Annotated in this window: 21 protein-coding genes and 1 pseudogene; 4 read left to right on the forward strand and 18 right to left on the reverse strand. The window is 35.7% G+C overall.

Annotated features, from left to right (window positions below; translation table 11 throughout):
- Positions 1-4: 4 nt before the first annotated feature.
- From HMPREF1495_RS12160 to ppdK, 17 genes and pseudogenes are all read right to left on the reverse strand, one after another.
- Positions 5-2,332 (reverse strand): C40 family peptidase, encoded by a 2,328-nt coding sequence (locus tag HMPREF1495_RS12160; RefSeq protein ID WP_034215276.1) that lies wholly within the window; start codon positions 2,330-2,332, stop codon positions 5-7.
- 74 nt (positions 2,333-2,406) lie between these two features.
- Positions 2,407-4,833, reverse strand: a complete 2,427-nt coding sequence (locus tag HMPREF1495_RS12165) for a VirB4-like conjugal transfer ATPase, CD1110 family (RefSeq protein ID WP_051402837.1) — start codon at positions 4,831-4,833, stop codon at positions 2,407-2,409.
- Positions 4,834-4,876: 43 nt separating this feature from the next.
- On the reverse strand, positions 4,877-5,266 hold the full coding sequence (locus HMPREF1495_RS12170; RefSeq protein ID WP_034215279.1) for a PrgI family protein: 390 nt from the start codon (positions 5,264-5,266) through the stop codon (positions 4,877-4,879).
- Positions 5,254-5,547 carry a hypothetical protein gene (locus HMPREF1495_RS12175; protein WP_034215280.1) on the reverse strand — a complete coding sequence of 98 codons (294 nt, stop codon included), beginning with the start codon at positions 5,545-5,547 and terminating at the stop codon, positions 5,254-5,256. The genes HMPREF1495_RS12170 and HMPREF1495_RS12175 overlap by 13 nt, the downstream gene beginning before the upstream one ends.
- Positions 5,548-5,641: 94 nt before the next feature.
- The gene (locus HMPREF1495_RS12180; RefSeq protein ID WP_034215282.1) at positions 5,642-6,505 is read right to left on the reverse strand and encodes a VirB6/TrbL-like conjugal transfer protein, CD1112 family; all 864 of its coding nucleotides are present in this window, start codon (positions 6,503-6,505) and stop codon (positions 5,642-5,644) included.
- Position 6,506: 1 nt separating this feature from the next.
- On the reverse strand, positions 6,507-6,722 hold the full coding sequence (locus HMPREF1495_RS12185; RefSeq protein WP_005541812.1) for a Maff2 family mobile element protein: 216 nt from the start codon (positions 6,720-6,722) through the stop codon (positions 6,507-6,509).
- A complete protein-coding gene (locus HMPREF1495_RS12190) occupies positions 6,722-7,054 on the reverse strand; it encodes a single-stranded DNA-binding protein (protein ID WP_008752397.1) in 333 nt (110 codons plus the stop codon). The genes HMPREF1495_RS12185 and HMPREF1495_RS12190 overlap by 1 nt, the downstream gene beginning before the upstream one ends.
- A 209-nt stretch (positions 7,055-7,263) precedes the next feature.
- Positions 7,264-7,425, reverse strand: a complete 162-nt coding sequence (locus tag HMPREF1495_RS13935) for a hypothetical protein (protein ID WP_198013563.1) — start codon at positions 7,423-7,425, stop codon at positions 7,264-7,266.
- Positions 7,426-7,494: 69 nt separating this feature from the next.
- A pseudogene (locus tag HMPREF1495_RS12195) lies at positions 7,495-9,024 on the reverse strand (VirD4-like conjugal transfer protein, CD1115 family); the annotation flags it as partial.
- A gap of 284 nt (positions 9,025-9,308) precedes the next feature.
- Positions 9,309-9,794 (reverse strand): PcfB family protein, encoded by a 486-nt coding sequence (locus tag HMPREF1495_RS12200; protein WP_034215288.1) that lies wholly within the window; start codon positions 9,792-9,794, stop codon positions 9,309-9,311.
- A gap of 87 nt (positions 9,795-9,881) precedes the next feature.
- Complete coding sequence (locus HMPREF1495_RS12205) at positions 9,882-10,685, reverse strand: KilA-N domain-containing protein (protein WP_034215290.1); 804 nt, start codon at positions 10,683-10,685, stop codon at positions 9,882-9,884.
- Between the two features lie 223 nt (positions 10,686-10,908).
- Positions 10,909-11,967 carry a DUF6017 domain-containing protein gene (locus tag HMPREF1495_RS12210; protein WP_034215292.1) on the reverse strand — a complete coding sequence of 353 codons (1,059 nt, stop codon included), beginning with the start codon at positions 11,965-11,967 and terminating at the stop codon, positions 10,909-10,911.
- Positions 11,968-11,983: 16 nt separating this feature from the next.
- Positions 11,984-12,862, reverse strand: a complete 879-nt coding sequence (locus HMPREF1495_RS12215; protein WP_034215295.1) for a ParB/RepB/Spo0J family partition protein — start codon at positions 12,860-12,862, stop codon at positions 11,984-11,986.
- A complete protein-coding gene (locus tag HMPREF1495_RS12220) occupies positions 12,855-13,637 on the reverse strand; it encodes a ParA family protein (RefSeq protein WP_034215297.1) in 783 nt (260 codons plus the stop codon). Before HMPREF1495_RS12220 ends, HMPREF1495_RS12215 begins: the two co-directional genes overlap by 8 nt.
- 12 nt (positions 13,638-13,649) lie before the next feature.
- Positions 13,650-13,844, reverse strand: coding sequence for a hypothetical protein (locus HMPREF1495_RS12225; protein WP_034215299.1), 195 nt, complete (start codon positions 13,842-13,844; stop codon positions 13,650-13,652).
- A gap of 22 nt (positions 13,845-13,866) precedes the next feature.
- On the reverse strand, positions 13,867-14,175 hold the full coding sequence (locus HMPREF1495_RS12230; protein WP_034215302.1) for a DUF6075 family protein: 309 nt from the start codon (positions 14,173-14,175) through the stop codon (positions 13,867-13,869).
- A 233-nt stretch (positions 14,176-14,408) separates the two neighbouring features.
- Positions 14,409-17,042 carry a pyruvate, phosphate dikinase gene (gene ppdK / locus HMPREF1495_RS12235; protein WP_034215304.1) on the reverse strand — a complete coding sequence of 878 codons (2,634 nt, stop codon included), beginning with the start codon at positions 17,040-17,042 and terminating at the stop codon, positions 14,409-14,411.
- Between the two features lie 381 nt (positions 17,043-17,423).
- On the opposite strand from ppdK, the gene HMPREF1495_RS12240 reads away from it, so the two are divergent.
- The 4 genes from HMPREF1495_RS12240 (at position 17,424) to HMPREF1495_RS12255 (ending at position 21,100) form a co-directional block, all read left to right on the forward strand.
- Entirely contained in the window at positions 17,424-18,635 is a 1,212-nt protein-coding gene (locus HMPREF1495_RS12240; protein WP_034215307.1) for an FprA family A-type flavoprotein, read from the forward strand.
- Between the two features lie 106 nt (positions 18,636-18,741).
- A complete protein-coding gene (locus HMPREF1495_RS12245) occupies positions 18,742-19,440 on the forward strand; it encodes an AzlC family ABC transporter permease (protein WP_034215310.1) in 699 nt (232 codons plus the stop codon).
- The gene (locus HMPREF1495_RS12250) at positions 19,433-19,762 is read left to right on the forward strand and encodes a branched-chain amino acid transporter permease (RefSeq protein WP_034215312.1); all 330 of its coding nucleotides are present in this window, start codon (positions 19,433-19,435) and stop codon (positions 19,760-19,762) included. The genes HMPREF1495_RS12245 and HMPREF1495_RS12250 overlap by 8 nt, the downstream gene beginning before the upstream one ends.
- Before the next feature lie 63 nt (positions 19,763-19,825).
- Positions 19,826-21,100: a glutamate-5-semialdehyde dehydrogenase gene (locus tag HMPREF1495_RS12255; protein ID WP_034215315.1), complete on the forward strand. Its 1,275-nt coding sequence runs from the start codon at positions 19,826-19,828 to the stop codon at positions 21,098-21,100.
- A gap of 32 nt (positions 21,101-21,132) precedes the next feature.
- On the opposite strand, the gene HMPREF1495_RS12260 is transcribed toward HMPREF1495_RS12255, so the two are convergent.
- Positions 21,133-22,329: an N-acetylmuramoyl-L-alanine amidase family protein gene (locus tag HMPREF1495_RS12260; protein WP_007596087.1), complete on the reverse strand. Its 1,197-nt coding sequence runs from the start codon at positions 22,327-22,329 to the stop codon at positions 21,133-21,135.
- Between the last annotated feature and the right edge of the window lie 90 nt (positions 22,330-22,419).

Here is a 22,419-nt window from a genome sequence, read left to right on the forward strand (position 1 = left end):
CCTGTTATTTAACTCTACCGAAACCATAGAAATGTTCTATCCAGTAAGGTGTATTGATACTTACAAAGCGAATAGGATTGCCTGCATGTATCATCATTCCGTCTCCTGCATAGATACCTACATGGGATATCGGACTCTTGCTGTTATAAGTGTTTTTAAAGAAGATAATATCTCCCGCCTTTGCTTCACTTGGAGATATGGGATTACAATAAGTTTTATAAATCCCCCAAGCAGTGGTTCTTGGCATATTTTTAACTCCTGAATGTGTGAAACTCCAGCATACAAAGGACGAACAATCAAAGTTATTCGGTCCATTTGCTCCAAATACATATTTCTTACCTATATGTTTCTCCGCTTCGTTAAACAATGCCTTAACCGTTACATCATCAAAGGCGATTCCCGGATTTGAAAAGTCGGGATTGTTTATAATCTCCGATAGATCCCCGTTATCGCTCCCAAAAACAAGCTCCATATTGCCTTTACTTGAAAGCAGTGCTTCATAGTGGGCTAAATTGTTGGGATTAGAATTAAATACTTCTCTGATGATATCGTCCATTTCTCTTTTTTCTAAGTTTACAATAAGTTTTTTATATTCATAAGCTTCTTCATGGCTTTCTGTCTGCTCATTCCCCGCTTCATCAATATAGCTTGATGTAACGGTTTTATATCTGATTTCAATTTCTTCATCATAGGTCAATGTATACATTTGATTAAACAGCTGTTGTATTTCCCCGGCTATTTCAGATACTTCTTTTACCACACCATATCGAGATGTTATATAAGATAGCAACTCATGGACATTATGACCGATTTTTTCTTTTCCGTTTATTATATATTCATCATATCCCGGATGAGTTTCCTCTACGCTTTCCATTTCCTCTTGCAGTCCCTGTTCTAAAGAAGAAAATTCCTGATTGATATTCCTTAAGGTCTCTTCTGAGGAAAGATAGGTTGTAGAAACGGTATCACTGATTGTCCCTGTTCCTATATTCATCACCATGCTTCCTGCCTGAAAGAGCATAAAAAATGTTCCTACCACCAAAAGTATTAGGAACATTATCTTTTTACTTCTTTCTTTTATAAATTCTGCAAACTTTTTGCTTCCCTTTGCTAAGGATTTTTTAAGCCCATTCTTTATCTTATCATTATATTTCTTTTGAAGTTGCTTTTTATACTGCCTCCTTTTAAAAAACTGTCTTAACCTTGACGTGTTTTGATACTCGCTACTTTTCCTAAACTCTTCTATATTTTTCTTAAAAAGCAGCTTTTTTTCCTGTTTTTCAATATCTTTTTCGAGCCTTACCATCCTTTTTTGTCTTTTTAACACCCTACTTTTTCCATGATTGTGAGCTTTTCTTGCAAGACTTTCTATGCCATCTGTGGTCTTATGAGCAGCACTGACACCGGCATTGTCCTCTTGTCCACTTTCAAGATACCTGTTTACCGCTCCTACCACAACTATTGCACTTTTAGAAGATATGCTGTCCTTGCTATTATATTTGAGTTTCTTTTCAAAGCTTTGCTTTTTATGCTGAATCTTTAAAATTTTCTTTTCCTGCTTTCTAAATTTATCATTGGCTTTTTTTGAATATTCTTTAGGCTTAGGCTTTGAATTATCCGCTATTTCTCCTTTATTACCGTTTTTCTCTTTTACTCCATCCTTTGTGTTTAGAGGATTTTTCTTATTCTTAGTCCTTGTAAATTCTTCATCTTCAAAGTTACTTTTAAAATACTTCTTTGAACGTTTCTTTAAGCTTAAATCTTCTTTGTCATGATTTTCTTTTAGGATTTTCTTATATCGTTTCCTATTTGCTCTTGCTTTATTTTTAAAATTATCAGTTGTTATGGTGGCGACATTTTCTTTATGCCTTTGCTCCTTGGCTGATACCTTTTGTAAAGCTTTATCATTCCTAAAGCCCATATCATACTGATTAGAAGCTATATTTTTATCCGTATCTTTAGATAAATCTTCATAGGTTTCTTTTTCTTTATTATAAAATCTTCCTATCTGCTTTTGTCTGACCTTTTTATCCTTTTTTGGCTCAAGAAAAGATTTATTTTGACTTATATTTCCCTTACCCGGTATCTCATAAGAATCACTACCTTTATTTAAGTCCTTATATTTATCCTCTCTATACGGATGATTTATAAATGTTTTCTTAGATGAAGATGTTTTTACTTCAGTCGGCATATCATCTTTAATGAGAACATACTGATTTTTAACATCTTCTTTTTTATAACCTGTTTGATTTTCAGATGGAAAAGGCTTTATCTCTTGATTTAACGGTTTTTCTCTACTGTTTTTATACCTTACGTTCTTTTTCTCTCTCAATTTCTTTCACCTCACTAGTCTTTCTTACAAACCCCATATATTCTGTATTTATCTTGAATTTTGCATACTGCTTCTCACTTTTTATCTTTTCCTGTCTCACTTAATTTTGTTGTAATCAGTGAGTACAGTTTTGTATTTTTAGGAAACTGATCTATAAAGGGGACAATGGTATTTCCATAAAAGATTAAACCTTCTCCCTCATTACTGTTTGTTACATAAGAAAGCTGGTGCTTTGAAATATTAAGCTTCTTAGCCAGTGTATCTCTATCTGTTCCCGCCTGATTAAGCATCAGAATAAAGTCGGTATTATCAAAGATATTTTCAATCTCCGGACTTGCAAGAAGATCTTTGATATTTTGTGTTAAGCCTGTTGGCATACCTCCCCATTTTCTGAATCTTTTCCAAATCTCTATAGAATAGTTGGCTGTTTGCGGCTCTTTTAAAAGAAGGTGAAATTCATCAACGAAATATCTTGTTGCTTTTTTACTTGTCCTATTTATTGTTACTCTGTTCCAAACCTGATCTTGTATTATTAACATTCCTATTTTTTTAAGCTGTTTTCCAAGTTCTTTAATGTCATAGCAAACCACCCTGTTGTTTGTATCTACATTCGTTCTGTGATTAAATACATTAAGGCTTCCCTTTACATAAATCTCCATCTCTACCGCAAGTTTCTTTCCTATTTTCTCCTCCTGTTTTCTAAGAAGATTATATAAATCTTCCAGTATAGGCATATTTTCAGGTATCGGATTTTCAAAATAGGCTTTATAAAGAATTGGCAAGCACCTGTCAATAACTGAGATTTCTTCCGCACTTAGCTTTTTCTCTCCAACTACAAGTTCAAAAAGGGACAGTATAAAATCAGATTTTAATGACAACGGATTATCTTCATCCGCATAGTCGGTGTTGATATCAAGGGGATTTATATAGTCTTTTGAAATCGGTGATATTTTAATAACCTGCCCCTTTAGGGCATTAACAAGCGGAGAATATTCAGCCTCAGGATCTGCAATAATGATATCATCATCCGTAATCAAGAAAGCATTGGTAATCTCTCTCTTTGCCGCAAAAGATTTTCCGCTACCCGGTGTTCCAAGTATCAGCCCGTTCGGATTTTTAAGTTTCTTTCTGTCAGCCATGATAATATTTCGACTTAAAGCATTTAAACCGTAATACAAACTTTCACCCTTAATAAAGAGTTCCTCCGTTGTAAAGGGAATAAATACAGCCACCGAACTTGTGGTGAGTCCTCTTTCTATTTCCACCTCATTTATTCCAAGCGGAAGGCTTGCAACAAGCCCCTGTTCCTGCCTGTAGTTTAAGTTTTTAATGTTACAGTTGTGCCTGTTCGCAATGGATTTTAGTGTAAATACGGTATTTTCAAGCTTAGTTCTACTTTTACCTGTACTCATAATAAGGATCGTTACTAAAAACATCTTTTCATCATGATTTTGAAGTTCAGAAAGTAAGTTCTTTGCCTCCGCTCCATAAGTTACAAGATCACTTGGCAGGATATCTATATCATATCCTGCTCTGATTGCTTTTTTATTTTCCTCAAGTTTCATCTTATCAAGGTCGGTTATTTTTCTTTTTATATTTTTAATCGCTTCCATCCTGTCAACAGCTTTGATATGAAAGGTAACGATCATATTTTCTTCAACCTCTAAAAATTCTGAAAGCATTTCATCCTTTATATCCGATGCTAAAATCTGTAGAAAGTTTACCTCTGCAAATACTTCTCCCATCTTAAAATAGGTAGGCTTTGAAAAATTAAAGGAAGTCGGTACAATATATTCCTTTGTTGTAAGTCCGCTGTATTTCAAATCTTCAAAGTTAAAAATAAACCTGTCCTCAGGATTTAATATATCGTGAATGACTTTTAACCTTTCTTCTCCGTCAAGTACATAGCCCTTTACACCCATCTGCCTAAAGTTATTTAATATATCCGATTCTATTCTCTCTAATCTACTTTTTGCCTGCTTTAAATCCTCAGCTTTTATGGTAAAGGTTAAATACATATTTTTTGACAGTCCGTTATTTCCCTTGCTACTTTGATTTAGGAGCATTTGTCTATATTCATTTCTTATCTCATTGAAATCATCCTCGGTTTCTTTGATATTAATAAGCTCTTTCCTTTCTTCATTCTCACCTATGCTGTTAATATAGTTAAACTCCACTTCCACACTTGAATCAAAGAAATTAAGAAAAGAAGAAAAGTCGGCAAATATCCCCTCCTGATCCTCTTCTTCCATAAGTCTATAATTAATATCAAAAAAGCGAATAGTTTTATTGTATTTATCCTTTTCAACCTGACAGATCCCGTCCTTTAACATTCTTTTATAGGGAATTGTATCCTGTACGGTTTCCTTTTTCTTAGACTTTATCAGAAAAGGAAACCATCCCTTTTTTATGAATGATTTCCCGTCTTTTTTATTGCCTGTATTCTTTCTGCTTAACTTTTTTAACTCGGATAATTCCTTACTGTTTTTCCTAAGCTCCATTTCATCCCTTTGTATTCTTTGCTCCTGTTTTTTCTTCTTCTCCTTATTCAATTCTTCTCCTCCCATTACTCTTTAAGCCGGACTTATTTATAATTATTTTCTCTTTTATTTTGTCTTTCTTATCAGTGTTATAAATGCTTTTTATCTTATATACCCTTATCTTTTCAGCCTTATGAAACCTTACTATATATGCCAAATGCTTTTCAAATGGCAGGTTATCTTTTTCATAAAGCGTTGCAAACAAAATCGGAAGTACTACTATACTCATCAGTATCATTGAAATATCCGTACTTAAAAAGTTTTTACATAACAGATAAACAGGAAAACCTAATAATCCTGCTATACTAAAGCCGATCAGCTGCCTTTTAGTAAGGTTAAGGGCTACCTTTGTTTTTACTTTGCTAAGATCCTTCGGTACTTTTACATATGCCATAAACTTTTCTCCCTTGATTTTTCGCTATTTGAAAGCGCTTCTATATGTTCCCAAAGTGAGATGATTTCCTCTTTTATCTTCTGCAATTCTTCTGCAAGTTCGAAATCAGCTTTACATAAGATATTTTCATCATCTTTTATTTTTACAAAGTCAAAATCTTTATCTAAAGGTACTGATATATCCTGCTTTTTCCTGCTTATGATCTTTCCAAGCAAAACCCCTATAAAAAGCATTACTCCTGCTCCTAATATTATTATCATTTTTTTATTTAATATTTTCATTGCTACCTCCCGGTACTTATATTTTTACTTAAACCTACTGTTTTAATTTCATCATTTCAATCTTTTACTTTTGCTCATTTTGAACAAAAGTCATCTAATGACTGTTAAGAATAGCCTTTGCTATACTTCCAGACTTCATCATCATTACTCCAAGTATCAGTCCGTATGCCAGCACCTTTAAAATACTTACATGAATATCCGTAAAGTTTACGGTTTTTACAAGTACCGCATAGATCCCGAAAAAGATTAAAATAAACAGTCCTTGAAGTCCAAGTGCAAACAAACTTTTTATATAATTTGTTCCTATACTGCTCCATTCCTTATTTCCCATTGTGGCAAAAGGAATAGCGGCTACGGAACAGTAAATATAAATTTCAATCATTCTTCCGTATAAGATTACTGTAATTAAAACAGAAAGTATTGTTAAAGAGATTTTAACAAGTCCTGTCTCAAGTGAAATTCCGATGAGTGTTCCAACACTTTTCTCTTTTAGGGCATCAACCATAGCATCAAAATCTCCCGGTGCAATATTCGCACTGCTTCCCACAACTCCGGCTGCCTTTCCTACCATGTCCTGTGCAACATCAAAGACCGCCATGGAAAACTCAAAGGCATGGGATACAAGCCATACAGCTACCCACATCTTGATGATGTATTTGAAAAACTCAAATGTATCCGTATCATGCATGGAGTTTTTTTGCATTACCACTTGAATTAATTCAATACAACAGATTGCTGTAAGGATTATTACTGCTATGGGTAAAACAACATTCTCATTGATTGATTTTATGAAGGCAAATACCTCCGAGTTCCATGAACTCGGAGTTTTGCCAACCTCTCCGGCAACTGTTCCCACTTTCTCATTAATATCTAAAAGCATTGCCGAGAGATTATCCTTAATTACATCAATCATGATATTCTTGAAAAACTCATCTATTTTTCCAAATAAATCCAACATCTTAATTAAGTACAGTGGCAAGTAGCGGAATTAGTTTCAGCCCTATTAAAACTATTCCACCCCCTGCCATAAGCTGCTTAATTCCCTGTGATTTCGCTCCGGGGTTGTCATTTCCATAACCTTCAAGCAGGTTTATGACTCCCCATGCTCCAAGTCCTGCCCCTATTGCTGTTACCAAAATCTTTAATACATCTACCGCCTGTGTAAAAAATGCCATTATTCTTCCTCCTCATTTACTGTGTTTTTTGTCTTATCTGCCTTGTTAAGATGTTTTACAATAAAGTTTCTATAACTTTTATCTTCCTTTTTAACCTCTTTAAAATAGCCGAAAACATGAATAAAATCGCCTTTTTCAAAGTCCTTTGTAAGTTCGACTTTTTCACCGTAAACATTACAATTTATATATTCCTTCTTTTTCTCTCCTACCTTTCCCATCTTTCTAAATAGGGTAAAATTAGCAGCTTTAACTTCGCCGTCCTTACCCTTAATAACTTTTATCTCTACTTCATTAATCAGATTTCCGTTGATGTTAAGCATTTCTTTTTGCATATAATTTCTCCGTTTTCTATTTGATTTAATCAAAAAAAGACCACAACTTCTTTTTAATTTGTTATAGTCTTGTCTATATTTTTTATATTTAATTTTATCGCTTTCATTCCGACTTCTGCTCATTTTGAACTGAAGTCGGAGGGCTTCTTACCATTGCTTTCACTTAACCATTTCTCCTTTTCTTTAACAAAAAAAGACTTAGATTTGATTTATCTTAATCCTTTACTTTGGCTGCTATATGCTTTATGAAATTCATTCTTCGTTTTTATATATTTAAGCTTTTTATTTAATATGTTTATTCTGTATTTTATCTGCCCCAACCTCTTCCCTGCTTTTTTAATTCTCATTTCTATCTTTTCCCATTCATCCATTTACTAATCCTTTCAAAAATTCGGTTTGATATTAACTTTTGCTCATTTTGAACTAAAGTTATCACGAGCTTACCTATCAACCTCCACTACTTTTACCCGCATTTCTTCTTTTAAGTTGACCTTATCTCTTCTTTTTAAATATTTTTCTATATCAAAGGTATTTTTCTTGTTGTAATCTGAAAGCAGCTTATAATTTTTATGCTTTGTAATATCGAACTTATCTGAATAAAAAGGTCTTGCTCCCCTTATCTCCAGTATGCACTTCCCACCGTCCATAACTTTAAGTTCATCCCTGCTCATCAGTTCCTTTCCAAGCTTTTGATAGTTCAGTCCGAAAGATTTTTGATTTGACCTTGTTTCCGATGTGTTATACAGGTCTATGGTTTCTTTTCCTAAGTTCTCGGACAACTCCTTTATGGTTGTTCCTTCCTTTCCACCCAAAAACAACTCACTATCACAATTACCTGAAATCGTATCGGCATTATCTTTATATATAGCTTTAAGTTGTGATTTTGCTTGAAGGATTATGCTTGCAGATATTTCTCTTGAACGAATGGTTGCAATTAACTTTTCAAACTTTGGAATCTGACCGATGTTACTGAACTCATCCAATAAACACCTTACATGAACGGGAAGTCTGCCGCCATAGACATCATCCGCCTTATCACAAAGTAGATTAAATAGCTGAGTATACATCATTGCCACTACAAAGTTAAATGTGTCATCTGTATCGGATATGATAATAAATAAGGCTGTTTTTTTATCTCCTATAGTATCTAAGCCCATCTCATCATACTCCATAAGGTTTTTAAGCTCCTCAATATCAAAGGGAGCAAGTCTTGCACCACAGCTTATAAGAATCGATTTGGCAGTTTTTCCGGCTGCAAGCTTGTATTTACGGTATTGCTTTACCGCAAAGTGGTTTGGCTTTTCTTTTTCCAGCGCATCAAAGATATAGTCAACGGCATTTTTAAAGTTTTCATCTTCTTCTCTTACTTCACTGGCATCAATAAAAGCAAGCAGTGTTTCAAAGTTTTGCTCTTCCTCCGGTGCTTCATAATAAAGATATCCAATCAGTGCGGTGTAATAAAGGCGTTCTGCTTTCACCCAAAAATCCTCACTGGATTTTTCTCCTTCGCCTTTCGTATTAGCTATAATGGTTTGTACAAGCTTTAGAATATCTTTTTCACTTCTCAGATAGGCAAATGGATTGTAGTGCATGGATTTTTTGAAATTTATGGTATTTAGCACTTTAATATCATATCCGTTTTTCTCAAGCATCTTTCCACACTCTACGAGAACGGTACCCTTAGGATCTGTTACAACATAGGATGAGTGCATTTGCATAAGATTGGGCTTTAAAAAAAATCTGGTCTTTCCGCTTCCTGATCCTCCCACCACAAGTATATTTTTATTTCTTGCATATTTAGGGTTTTTAGGTCTACCATTCATGGTCAGTCTTTCCGTATCAGTTAAAAGAATGTTATTTTCAAACTTTTCATCTACATACGGTTCTATATCTTTTGAGTTCCCCCATCTTGCTGATCCATACTCTTTCCCTTGCCTAAACTTCTTGGCATTTTTACCTTTGGTATAGACAATTACTTTGATTAGGGCTGCTACTATTATTCCCACCATTATATCTATTAAATGAATACTTGGAATAAAACTTATTTTGTCAATTTCTAAAATCGCCTTAAAAATCTTATCCAAAATATCTCCACCTATATAACTTCTAACATGTGCTGATAGGATGTTTCCCGGATAAAATAAAAAGAGATAAGGTAAGTTTTGAATTACAAACTTTTTCTTATCTCTTATATGAAATATATTTTTTATATCTTTTAGTATCTCTTTTACAATCTTCGTATTTCCCCCTCCTTCTACAAACTCTGTTCTTTAAGCTTTTCTTTGATTTTATCTTTCTTAGGTGCGTTTTTCACCTTTTCTTTGAATTGATTTAGTTTACCCATTACCGATTCTCTTTTCTTATTCTTTCCGGCAAATTTTTCTACTGCTTCCTTAAACGCCCGCTCCATGACCTTTTCATCCTTTGCCTGAAAGAAGATAATGTTATTTCCTGTAGTAAGATCTTTTTTGATGCTGAATTTTACTCCGTTTTTATTCAGCTCTCTTTTTAAGCCCTTAAAGTCAAGGTCATTTAGTTCTAATGTTTCAACTTTCCCTTTCTTCACCAAATCTTTTACGGTTGTCGGTTTCTTTTCTTCTATAAATTCCTTTAGGCTTTTACCTTTTTTGGCTGCCATATTTAACATTTTTTTCATAAGTTCTATTACCATTTTTGCTGATCTTATGTTTCCTCTTTCTACCACGGCAATAACCTGTCTGCTTACTTCTTCATTGATCAATAGTTCACCTCCTTCATTTATTACAAGAAAAAAGGTGGTTAGATGTTACTCCAATCACCTGTTTACAGGATTCTTTTAAGATTCATTTTACTTCAGCTTTTTTACAGTTTCAGCTTCAGATAATATTTTCATCTGCTCAATTGCAATGGAATTCAATTTTTCCAATCTGTCCGACTGTTTCATACCTTCATTTATAAATACTGCATTTAGGTTTTCGAGATTAGAAAGGCAAACAAGCTGAGATATATCCGCATAATCTCTGATATTTCCCTTTAAATTTGGATTTTCATCTCTCCATTCCTTTGCAGTCATTCCAAACAAAGCCATATTCAAAATATCAGCCTCATTTGCATAAATAAAGTTGATTTTTTCCTTTGGCAGTTTTTCAGGTATAAGATTATTCTTTATAGCATCCGTATGAATCCTATAATTGATTTTTGCCAAATTTCTTTTTATATCCCAACCAAGCTTCTTTTGTTCTTCTTCTTTTAAGCGTTCAAATTCTTTTATTAAATACAACTTAAAGTATGGGGATACCCAAGAAGCAAACTCAAAAGCAATATCTTTATGTGCGTAAGTTCCTCCGTATCTTCCTGCTTTTGCAACAATACCAATAGAATTGGTTTTTTCTACCCACTGTTTTACCGATAAAACAAAGCGATTCAGTCCGGCTTCATTTTTAATTCCCTCGAATTCGAGGGAATTAAAATCAAGATTATACATTTCCTCCCAAATACCTAAAAACTCTATGGTATTTTTATTTCTTAACCACTTCTCGATTAGAGCTAAACCGTTTTCAATATTTCTTACCATATCAGTTAAAGAAATATAATCTTTATCATCTATGGCTATAATGCTGATTTCAGATCCTTCAACATTTATTTTAGACACAAAATCACCTCTCAATTCTTAAATAAATTATAACTATTATACCATTTCCCCACTGCAACCTTTATGTCGTCATACCTTATAATCTTCGCTTATCTGTACCTTTTTTCTCCCTTCCCACTTCTGGACATTATGACCAGAAGTTATAAAAAAAGCAGATACACAGTTTCTTTATATACCTTGTATTTTATTCTACAATACAATCAAAAGCAATAACAGCATTACCTTAAATAATATCCTTTTTACACCAGCCGCCCCCATACATATCGTGATTTACTTCCTGCTGATAAAAATGATTTATTGTAGTAGTTGCATTATAAAGTGCCGTAATCATATATGCCTTGATATTTGTGATTTTAGTGGTTGTATTCTTCATACATTCAATCACATATTCCAAATGACTGCCCTCCAGTTTCAAAAATCTTGATTTCACAAGCTCATACGGATATTCTTCTCCGGCTACCCTGATTGTTGGACGCCTCACACAGACTACCTCACATATTACTTGAAACAGTTCATCATAGAGTTCTTTTTCTCCATAACTATCATATTGCATGTGATGATTATAACTGATATTTTCTTTGATCAGTTCTATGCATTTCTGTACATCATCTATCACATCATTCTTCTCTGAACCGTATTGAATGATAGGATTGATATAATTCTCCTCAATATAGTTTAAATCAGTTTTATTATATTTAGTATAATTAGGGTTCGATTCTCCAACTTCTTGAGTTTCGATTTCCGAACTTCCAAAGGTTTGATTTTCTGACTTCTTGAGGTCTGATTTTCCGACTTCTTGAAGTCCTGTTTTCTGACTTCTAGAAGTTTGATTTTCCGACTTCCTGAAGTCCGATCTTCCGACTTCAGTGATTTTATCAGTGTTTACTACCTCTTTTTTATCTACATTTCCCTCCGACGAAGCAAAATTCTTGACATATATAATATCCGGTCTACCCAATCCTCTACGAACTTTCTCTACCAGACCAATTCCCTTAGTATTGTCCAGCTCTGCAAGAACCTTAACAGCCTTTTCCTTTCCACATCCCAAATCTTCCATAATACTACTTATGGTATATATTATATATGCTCTATTATTATCATCGAACCATTTATTTTTTATAGATAAGGACATACGATCAAGCATAAGACCATATAAAAGTTTTGCATCACTTGATAATTTCTTAAATCGTTCATCCTTAATAAGCAAGCGAGGAACTCTATAGAATGAGAACTGCTCCGCTTCAATCCCATAATAATAATCCAGTTGTAATATTTCACTCATTCCCGGCTCCTCCTTTCTATTGATTGTTCTTCCAGTTATCCAATAACTGATAAATAATGTTCTCTATTTCTTTTCTGCTATATGTTACAGGGAAATAACTGTTGATACGCTCTGCTTTTATAATAACCTTTCGCTCCACAGTTTTCTCTTTTTCAAGCAGCATACGAACCATCGGAAGTGTAAGCTCCCACTTTTTATCGCTTTCCTTGAGCATGGCACTCTGCTGAGTTGTAATAATAACATTTGTTTCCTGTATTACAGCCAAAACCCATTGCTGTGCATCCTCTGATAAGAATGATAAATCAACCGCCTGTATGATGCCTATTTTCTTTGTATCCACCATATCAAGCAAGTCATCTAACAAGCGTGAAATCCATATATATCTCTGAACAGTCTTTGCACTCTCTCCTGCCGCTTCTCCAAGTTCTCCAAGTGTAAGTCCACCTGCTTTACTTCCCTGATGTTTCATTGCATCATATTTCATTCTGTACGCTTTTGATTTCTCACTTGGCAGAATATCTTCTCTCTGAATATTAGAATCTACCATGATAATTGTAGCTTCATCATCTGTATAATCACGAATAAACATCGGCATTGTAGAGAGTCCAACCATTTCACATGCATATTTTCTACGATGTCCGGCGATAATTTCGTAACCGCCACCTTTCATCGGTCTTGCAATACCCGGCATCAATACCCCATACTCTCTAATACTTTCAATCATTTCTTGCATCTTTTCATCATCCAATACCTTAAACGGATGTTCTTTGAACCCATGAAGTTCTGTTAATGCAATTTCCTGTACTTGCTCTATTCCTGACTGTGGCTGCTCAATCCCGAATAAATCATCAAAGCTGTTAAGCTTTACCTTTGTGGCACTTCCTGTCTTATTCATTGCAAAGCACCTCCTTTGTCAATGACTGATATGCACTTGCAACTTTCCCATTCGGATCGTGCTTGTATATGCTCACACCTTCCGCAGAAATTTCCGCTGCCCTTACCGACATTGGAATACTGTTTTCAAATATATGAACTTTGCTCCCGTAATTTTCAATAAGCAGATTACTGATATCTTTTGCATAATTAGTACGGTTATCAACCATTGTTAGCAAAATCCCCTCAATCTCAAGTTTCTGATTAATCTGACGCTTTACTTTCCCTATGGTTTTAATAAGTTGTTCCAAGCCTTTTATCGGTAAATATGCCGCCTGTACAGGAATTAAAATACTATCTGCACAAGTAAAAACATTTATTGTAATCATTCCAAGGGATGGCATACAGTCAATCAAAATATAATCATAATTTTCTCTCTGCAAGTCTATATAGGTTCTCAGTACGGTTTCTCTGCTCATCACATTAATAAGTGAAGTTTCCAAACCTGAAAGTTCTATATTTCCGGGTATAAAATCAACTCCTTCATCATGGCTTAAAATTCCATAATCTGATCTTATTTCCTCATCATTAATAATGTTTCCCATTATAGTTGCAAGTGTAATTTCCAATCTATCCGGCTCCCTAATTCCAAGACTTGCCGTAAGGCTTCCTTGCGCATCTGCATCTATCAACAGAACCTTCTTTCCTTGACTTGCCAGCCCAATTCCCAAGTTACTTGTTGTTGTGGTTTTTCCAACACCACCTTTTTGATTTGCAATAGCTATAACTCTACACATGATATAATTCTCCTATTGTTCTACCGTTTTAGTTGTCTTTTTTAAATCTACTTTCTTCACTTGTGCATAAGCTCTGTAATATTTTTTTGTTCCTTTATTGCTATAAAGCTCTGATACCTCCAGAACTTCTATTTTATTATTACTGCTTAATATTTTTTGAAACCATGCAATATCACTCTTTGTTCCCATCAATCTGATTTTCAGCATTAGTTTGCACCTCCAATAAAGCTTATATCTCACAATTATAATTAGCGTAGTCAGGATAGTGAATCTGTATTGCTTGCTTCATACTGCTACCTGTTTGCCACCCCTCACACAAACATTCGGTCTTTATATCACCGGTCTTAAAATCATAAATACTGTTAATATTTCTTCTCGTATCAGGGCTGATGCCTAGACAATAACAAAGTGCCTTATGATAGACATCTTGTTCCTTTACCTCTTTTAATTTTTCATAGTAGAATTTTTCATGTGCTTTGTTGATAAAGATAATAGACTGTTTTCTATTGTTTTTTGCACTTAACGCTGTACTGTTCATATTGAACCTCCTTATAGATATAAAAAAGGGAACAAACACTTATAAAAAGTGCTTATTCCCAAATATTAAACAAGGGAAAGCAATAAATGCTTTCCCTCGCAGAACTTTATATATAGACTTTTACTTCAATATCTTTAAATCTGTTTGCCTTTGTGTACTCAGGATGTTCAGCCATAAATGCCTGCACATCCGCTCGCCTCACCGTTAAGCTGCAAAAATAAATATATTGCTGCCTAATTCCTCTTTTCCGCAATAGCTGCCTGTGCTGCTGCAAGTCTTGCAATCGGCACTCTGAACGGTGAACATGACACATAGTCAAGACCGATCTTGTGGCAGAACTCAACTGATGAAGGATCTCCACCGTGCTCTCCACAGATACCTACGTGGATCTCAGGTCTTGTCTGCTTTCCAAGCTCGATAGCCATCTTCATAAGCTTACCTACACCAACCTGGTCAAGCTTAGCAAACGGATCGTTCTCGAAGATCTTTCTGTCATAGTAAGCATTGAGGAACTTACCTGCATCATCTCTTGAGAAACCGAATGTCATCTGTGTAAGGTCGTTTGTACCGAAGCAGAAGAATTCAGCCTGCTTAGCGATCTCATCAGCTGTAAGACATGCTCTAGGAATCTCAATCATTGTACCTACTTCATACTTGATGTCTGATCCTGCTGCAGCAATCTCCTCATCTGCTGTCTTAACAACGATATCCTTAACGTACTTAAGCTCCTTAGCGTCAGATGAAAGCGGAATCATAATCTCAGGCTTAAGGTTCCAATCAGGATGAGCCTTAGCTACATTGATAGCCGCTCTGATAACAGCCTTTGTCTGCATTACTGCAATCTCAGGATATGTTACTGCAAGACGAAGTCCTCTGTGTCCCATCATAGGGTTGAACTCGTGAAGTGAAGCGATGATAGCCTTAATCTGTGCTACGCTCTTGCCCTGAGTCTTTGCAAGCTTCTCAATCTCTGATTCCTCTGTAGGAACGAACTCATGAAGTGGCGGATCAAGGAATCTGATTGTAACAGGGTTACCCTCAAGTGCCTCGTAAAGCTTTTCAAAATCTCCCTGCTGTACAGGTAAAATCTTATCAAGAGCTTTCTCTCTCTCTTCTACTGTATCTGAACAGATCATCTCTCTGAATGCGTCAATTCTGTCGCCCTCAAAGAACATATGCTCTGTACGGCAAAGTCCGATACCCTCTGCACCAAGCTCTCTAGCCTTTCTTGCATCCTCAGGTGTATCTGCGTTTGTACGAACTTTAAGTCTTCTATACTTATCAGCCCATCCCATGATTCTTCCGAACTCACCTGCGATCTGAGCTTCCTGAGTTGGGATAGCACCGTCATAAACATTTCCTGTTGTACCGTCGAATGAGATAACATCTCCCTCGTGGAATGTCTTTCCGCCGAGTTCGAACTTCTTGTTCTCCTCATCCATAATGATCTCTGAAAGACCTGATACACAGCAGGTACCCATACCACGAGCAACAACGGCTGCGTGTGATGTCATACCGCCACGAACTGTAAGGATACCCTGTGAAGCCTTCATACCCTCGATATCCTCAGGTGATGTCTCAAGTCTTACAAGAACAACCTTCTTACCTGCATCAGCCCATGTCTTAGCATCCTCTGCTGTAAATACGATCTGTCCGCTTGCAGCACCCGGTGAAGCTGCAAGACCCTTACCGATAGGTGTAGCCTTCTTAACAGCCTCTGTATCAAATGTAGGGTGAAGAAGTGTGTCAAGGTTTCTAGGCTCGATCATTGATACAGCCTTAGCCTCGTCAATCATACCCTCGTCTACAAGGTCACATGCAATCTTAAGTGCGGCAAATGCTGTTCTCTTACCGTTTCTTGTCTGCAACATGTAAAGCTTTCTATCCTCGATAGTAAACTCCATATCCTGCATATCTCTGTAATGATCCTCAAGCTTATGGCAGATCTCAACGAACTCGTTATAAACGTCAGGCATTACTTCCTTCAACTGATCGATGTGCTGTGGTGTACGAACACCTGCAACAACGTCCTCACCCTGAGCGTTCATAAGGAACTCACCCATGAGCTTCTTCTCACCTGTAGCAGGATCTCTTGTAAATGCAACACCTGTACCTGATGTATCACCCATGTTACCGAATGCCATCATCTGTACGTTAACTGCTGTACCCCATGAATATGGAATATCATTGTCACGACGATATACATTTGCACGTGGGTTATCCCATGAACGGAATACGGCCTTAACGGCAGCCATAAGCTGTTCCTTAGGATCTGATGGGAAGTCTGAACCGATCTTTGACTTATACTCAGCCTTGAACTGATTTGCAAGTTCCTTCAAATCTTCAGCTGTAAGGTCAACGTCCTGTGTAACTCCCTTTTTCTCTTTCATCTGGTCGATAAGAACCTCAAAATACTTCTTACCAACTTCCATAACTACGTCTGAGAACATCTGGATAAATCTTCTATAGCAGTCATAAGCCCATCTTGGGTTACCTGACTTTGCAGCTAGAACCTCTACAACCTCTTCGTTAAGACCGAGGTTAAGAATTGTATCCATCATACCCGGCATAGATGCTCTTGCACCTGAACGAACTGAAACTAAGAGAGGATTTTCCTTATCACCGAATTTCTTTCCTGTGATTTCCTCCATCTTAGTAATATTCTCCATGATTTGACCCATGATCTCATCATTTATCTTCTCGCCGTCCTCATAGTACTGAGTACATGCCTCTGTTGTGATTGTGAATCCCTGAGGTACAGGTAAACCGAGATTTGTCATCTCTGCAAGGTTTGCACCCTTACCACCCAAAAGATTTCTCATTGTTGCGTTACCCTCTGTAAAAAGGTATACCCACTTATTTGCCATACGTAAAACCTCCATATGTATTTTCCTGTATTTTCCGTCCACCATTATACCATATTCATATAATATAGCAAAGCATAAAAAAGAAAATTATTTACCTTTTACATTGATTTTTTGATATTTTCTTACTAAAAAGATGATAATGGTGATTTTTAACAAAATCTTGTATACAATATTTCGCCCATTTTCGTTAAAATTTGATTTTACAGTCATTAAATCCACAAAACCCACAGCAAAATAAAACTTTATAAAATTGTATTATATAAAAATCTTGCAAATATAAACTTTTGCATTATACTATTAGATGTAAAACAGTAAGAATAAGTTATTTAATAATATAGTAGCTTCGGCTGCTTTATATATGCAAATGTATATGGAGGAATTATGCATCAGGAACAATGTATTAAGGACAATTTATATTATGTGGGTGGAAGTGACAGAAGGCAGAGACTTTTTGAGAATGCCTATCCTATTCCGAACGGAATGTCTTACAACTCATATGTTATATTGGATGAAAAAACTATACTCTTTGACTCTGTTGACAGATCTGTAGAAGGAGTATTCTTTGAGAACTTAAAAGCAACACTTGGTGACAGACCCCTTGACTACGTAGTAATAACACATATGGAGCCTGATCATGCTGCTACTTTGGGCGATCTTTTAAATATTCACCCTGAAATGATGATAGTAGGTAATGCAAAGATTAAGACAATGATCGGTCAATTCTTTGACTTCTCTTTGGATCACAGATTCTTGGAAGTAAAAGAAGGCGATACATTAAGCACAGGCAAGCATACATTTAAATTTTATTTTGCTCCTATGGTTCACTGGCCTGAGGTAATGATGGTATATGACGAGAAATCAAAAGCGCTTTTCTCTTCAGATGCTTTCGGTTGCTTCGGCGCACTCTCAGGAAATATATTCGCAGATGAGTTGAATTATGATTGCGAGTGGTATCCGGAATCAAGAAGATATTATGCAAATATTGTAGGAAAGTTCGGATTACAGGTATTAAATATATTAAAGAAACTTGCCGATTTGGATATAGAGCTTATCTGTTCACTTCACGGTCCTATTTATAGAAAAAAAGAAGATATACTTGCATGTTTCAAAAAGTATCAGACCTGGGGTTCATACTCTCCTGAGGATGATGAGGTGGTTATCTTCTCAGGTTCCGTCTACGGACATACAGAAGAATTTTCAACATTACTTGCCACTCTGGTAGCACAAAGAGGTATCCAAAATACAAAGGTTCTTGATATTTCATCAATTGATGTATCTTACCTCATTTCAGAAGCTTTCAGAGCAAAGGTACTTGTATTTGCATCATCTTCTTACAATGGCGGACTTTTCACTCCTATGGAAAACTTCCTTATGGATCTTGTTGCACATAACTTCCAGAACAGAGATGTTTTCGTGGTTGAGAACGGTTCATGGGCTCTTACGGCAGGCAAGAGCATGCGTGAGATTATAGGTCAGTTAAAGAAGGTAAATATTGCCGAGGAAACAATCAGCATCAAATCTCTCCTTACAGAGGATCAGTACGCTGATACGGTAGCAATGGCTGACAAGATTGTTGAGTGTTTGAAGAAATAAAATGTTTTTATATGTATACCCGTATCATGCGGGTATACATTTTTTATTGATTTTTTTATATTCGGGTAGTAAACTTGTATCTTGATTTAATTTACAAGGAGTTTTTATGGTTTCTAAAAAGATAAAGGCAGCTTTCTTTGCGGCATTTCCAAATACAATCCCTATTTTGGCCGAATTTTTATTCTTAGGTATTGCCTATGGCATATATATGAATCAATCCGGTTTTAAATTTTACTATCCGATGTTTATGAGTTTTATCATATTTGCAGGCTCTGTGGAATTTGCTACCGTTTCATGGTTGCTTGGGAGCTTTGATCCTGTAAACATCTTCTTCCTTACGCTTATGATAAATGCAAGACATTTATTCTACGGGCTTTCAATGCTTGAAAAATATAATATTCCGGGATGGAAGAAACTTTATTTAATTTACGGCATGTGTGATGAGTCCTTCTCAATTAATGCCACGGTAGATGTTCCGAAAGACATTGATAAGGGCCTGTTTATGTTCTTTGTAACCATGTTAAACCAGATATATTGGGTAGCAGGTGCCACTATAGGAGGAATATTCGGAAGCTTTATCCCCTTTGATACCAAAGGAATAGAATTTGTTATGACTGCACTCTTTGTGGTTATATTCCTTGAAAATTGTCTAAAGGAAAAAGATCACAGCGCCTCTGTTATCGGACTTTTTATTTCGTTTATATGTCTTATAATTTTTAAGGGTACAAATTTTATCATTCCTTCAATGATTATAATACTTAGTGTACTTACATTACTTAGAGGGAGATTGGAAAAACATGAGTAAAATACAACAGCTTATAATAATATTAATCGTAGCATTTGCCACAATGATAACCAGATTTTTACCATTTATAGTTTTTCCGGCAAACAAAGAAACTCCTTCCTATATAAAGTATCTGGGCAAGGTTTTGCCGGCAGCGGTACTTGGACTTTTAGTGGTATATTCTCTTAAAGATGTATCAATATTTAATGAGTTACATGCTTTGCCTGAAACCATAAGCATTGCGATTATTGTAATATTACATTTTTGGAAAAGGCAGATGATTCTTTCCATCTCTGCAGGAACAATACTTTATATGTTTCTTATACAATTTATTTTTAAATAAATTGCTTGCAATTATTTATGAATTAATATATCTTAATTATAGATTACGCATTTAAGGAGATTTATGAAAGAGATTGCAAAAAAAGTAAAAGCGGACAGTTTTATTCTGATGGCAAGCAGCAATGAGATGAGAAATAACTGTCTTCAAAATATTATTAAAAATTTAAATAAAAACAGAGAACATATACTCTTGGAAAATCAAAAGGATATTGAAAATGCAAAGGCTGAAAATATATCCTCTTCCATACTTTCAAGACTTTTGTTTGATGAGCATAAGATGGATACGGTTATAGCAGGTATCAATGAACTTATAAAGATGGAAGATCCTATAGGAAAGATTACATTAAAAAGAGAGCTTGATGCAGGACTCACTCTTACCAGAACAACAACTCCGATAGGTGTTATAGGAGTTATCTTTGAGGCACGACCTGATGCCCTTGTTCAGATTGCTTCTTTATGTATAAAGAGCGGAAATGCAGCCATACTTAAAGGCGGCAGTGAAGCCAAACTTACAAACAGAGCACTTTTTGAAAGTATAAAAGAAGCCGTTTTAGAAGCCGGATTGCCTGAGAATATACTTATACAGCTTGAAGCCAGAAGTGATGTGGGCGAGTTACTTGGCTGCAGTGAATATGTGGACTTACTTATACCGAGAGGTTCAAACTCTTTTGTAAAATATATTATGGACAATACAAATATTCCTGTTATGGGACATGCCGACGGTGTATGTCATACATATGTGGATGAGGACTTTGATCTTGAAAAGTCTGTAAGGATTTTGATAGATGCAAAGACTCAGTACCCTTCCGCATGTAATACTACCGAAACTTTGTTGGTTCATGAAAGAGCGGTTACAAAGCTTTTGCCGGAACTTAATAAAGCCTTTATGGAGGCAGGCATTAAGGTATATGCCGACAAGGATGTTTTGTCATATTTTGATAATGCAAACCTTGCAAATGATGAGTCTTTCCATACGGAATATCTTGAAAAGACTATCAATGTAAAACCTGTAAAGAGCATTGATGAAGCAATTGTTCATATAAATACTTACGGTTCACATCATACAGATGCCATACTTACAAATATAGATGCCAATGCAGATTATTTTATGAGCAGGGTTGATTCCGCAAATGTATATAAGAACTGTTCCACAAGATTTGCTGACGGATTTAGATACGGTTTCGGAGCCGAGGTGGGTATCAGTACCGGAAAGCTTCATGCCAGAGGTCCTGTAGGTCTTGAAGGTCTTTGTACTTACAAATACAAGCTCTATGGAAACGGCGATATAGTTGCAGATTATGCAAACGGAAATAAAGAATTTCATTTTAGAGAATTATAAAAGGAAGGGTAATCCCCTTCCTCTTTTTATACTTATCTTACCCATGCACCGTTTGCGCCGAGTCTGAATGAATCAACTGTTGTATTTGTAGCCATATATCCTGAGCCGGGATAAAAATAGTACCAGTTTCCGCTGATCTGTGTCCATCCCTCACACATAGCACCGTTGCTGTCAAGGTAGTAATACTTTCCGTCACTGCTGTGAAGCCATGTATTGCTGAGCATCTTGCCTCTTGGAACCTCCGCATTCATGTAATACCACTTACCGTTTGACTGCTGCCAACCTGTTGTCATATGTCCGTAGGAATTCATATAATAATACTCTCCTTCGACCTTCTGCCAACCTGTAAGCATTCTGCCTGCATCATCAAAAAGATACCATTTATCTGCTATATATTCCCATCCGCTTGTCTTAAGACTTCCGTCAGGGAATCTGAAATACCATGTATCTCCCGATTTATTCCAGCCTATGCCGTTTCCAACCTGAGTTGTTACATTGTTATTTCCTGTTGAGACATTTGAAGCATCCAGATAGAATTCATCTGAAGTAATCCACTCGGAATGTCTTCCATAGTCCTTATCTCCATGTGAAACAGTTCTGATTCTGAACTTATATGTACCCTTTTGAGTCATATCGTTTCTGAAATTATAGTTGCTGCCCTTGTAGTTTTCAACTCTTGTGACCTGTGTACTTCCACGCAACAGTATAAGTTCATAATATCCTGAAGTCTCAGATGGTTCATCCCACTTGGCAATACCTATACCGCTGTCCTTCCACTCCACATCCTCAGGGGCTTCATAAGTTCCCTTTAATGGATTTAACTTGATATTTACTACCAAATCACCATTTTTCTTGGATGAAGAAAGAAACTTTCCACCGTTCACAGATATGTTTGAAGATGAATATGTTCCCTTAAATGAATAGTCACTGTTTGCTTCCAAAGTTATTTTCATCTTTACTTCATCACCTATATTCAGGCTGCTTCTTCCGCTTGTAATCTCGGCATCCGCTATATTGAATCTGTCGGATGTAGTATATACATTTATATCTCCGCCTGAGCTACTTCCGTAATTTATACTTAGATTATCTGTACGATCTCCTATACTCAAATCCGAATTTACTTTTATCGTGACTGAGCTAATAGTTTTATTTGCAGCATAAGCAGGTTTTGATAAAAGTGAACATAATAAAATAGTTCCGAAAACAGCTATTTTTTTAGCTAACCTCATATATTCCTCCTTATATTTTTTGTATCATATCATATGATACAAATATATTTATACTATAAGTATATGTAATTTGAGTGTATATGTACAGTT

The organism is Lachnoanaerobaculum sp. MSX33 (assembly GCF_000512995.1).
In the GTDB taxonomy this organism is placed as follows: Bacteria; Bacillota; Clostridia; order Lachnospirales; family Lachnospiraceae; genus Lachnoanaerobaculum.

Bases quoted from the DNA above. Each gene is read 5' to 3' on its own strand.
- HMPREF1495_RS12215 (WP_034215295.1), bottom strand. From the start codon at position 12,862: ATGAATAAGACAGGAAGTGCCACAAAGGTAAAGCTTAACAGCTTTGAT.
- HMPREF1495_RS12165 (WP_051402837.1), bottom strand. From the start codon at position 4,833: ATGGAGCTTAGGAAAAACAGTAAGGAATTATCCGAGTTAAAAAAGTTA.
- HMPREF1495_RS12180 (WP_034215282.1), bottom strand. From the start codon at position 6,505: ATGTTGGATTTATTTGGAAAAATAGATGAGTTTTTCAAGAATATCATG.
- HMPREF1495_RS12175 (WP_034215280.1), bottom strand. From the start codon at position 5,547: ATGAAAATATTAAATAAAAAAATGATAATAATATTAGGAGCAGGAGTA.
- HMPREF1495_RS12260 (WP_007596087.1), bottom strand. From the start codon at position 22,329: ATGAGGTTAGCTAAAAAAATAGCTGTTTTCGGAACTATTTTATTATGT.
- HMPREF1495_RS12255 (WP_034215315.1), top strand. From the start codon at position 19,826: ATGAAAGAGATTGCAAAAAAAGTAAAAGCGGACAGTTTTATTCTGATG.
- HMPREF1495_RS12220 (WP_034215297.1), bottom strand. From the start codon at position 13,637: ATGTGTAGAGTTATAGCTATTGCAAATCAAAAAGGTGGTGTTGGAAAA.
- HMPREF1495_RS12170 (WP_034215279.1), bottom strand. From the start codon at position 5,266: ATGGCATATGTAAAAGTACCGAAGGATCTTAGCAAAGTAAAAACAAAG.
- HMPREF1495_RS12225 (WP_034215299.1), bottom strand. From the start codon at position 13,844: ATGCTGAAAATCAGATTGATGGGAACAAAGAGTGATATTGCATGGTTT.
- HMPREF1495_RS12190 (WP_008752397.1), bottom strand. From the start codon at position 7,054: ATGCAAAAAGAAATGCTTAACATCAACGGAAATCTGATTAATGAAGTA.
- ppdK (WP_034215304.1), bottom strand. From the start codon at position 17,042: ATGGCAAATAAGTGGGTATACCTTTTTACAGAGGGTAACGCAACAATG.
- HMPREF1495_RS12245 (WP_034215310.1), top strand. From the start codon at position 18,742: ATGGTTTCTAAAAAGATAAAGGCAGCTTTCTTTGCGGCATTTCCAAAT.
- HMPREF1495_RS12250 (WP_034215312.1), top strand. From the start codon at position 19,433: ATGAGTAAAATACAACAGCTTATAATAATATTAATCGTAGCATTTGCC.
- HMPREF1495_RS12230 (WP_034215302.1), bottom strand. From the start codon at position 14,175: ATGAACAGTACAGCGTTAAGTGCAAAAAACAATAGAAAACAGTCTATT.
- HMPREF1495_RS12185 (WP_005541812.1), bottom strand. From the start codon at position 6,722: ATGGCATTTTTTACACAGGCGGTAGATGTATTAAAGATTTTGGTAACA.
- HMPREF1495_RS12240 (WP_034215307.1), top strand. From the start codon at position 17,424: ATGCATCAGGAACAATGTATTAAGGACAATTTATATTATGTGGGTGGA.
- HMPREF1495_RS13935 (WP_198013563.1), bottom strand. From the start codon at position 7,425: ATGGATGAATGGGAAAAGATAGAAATGAGAATTAAAAAAGCAGGGAAG.
- HMPREF1495_RS12210 (WP_034215292.1), bottom strand. From the start codon at position 11,967: ATGAGTGAAATATTACAACTGGATTATTATTATGGGATTGAAGCGGAG.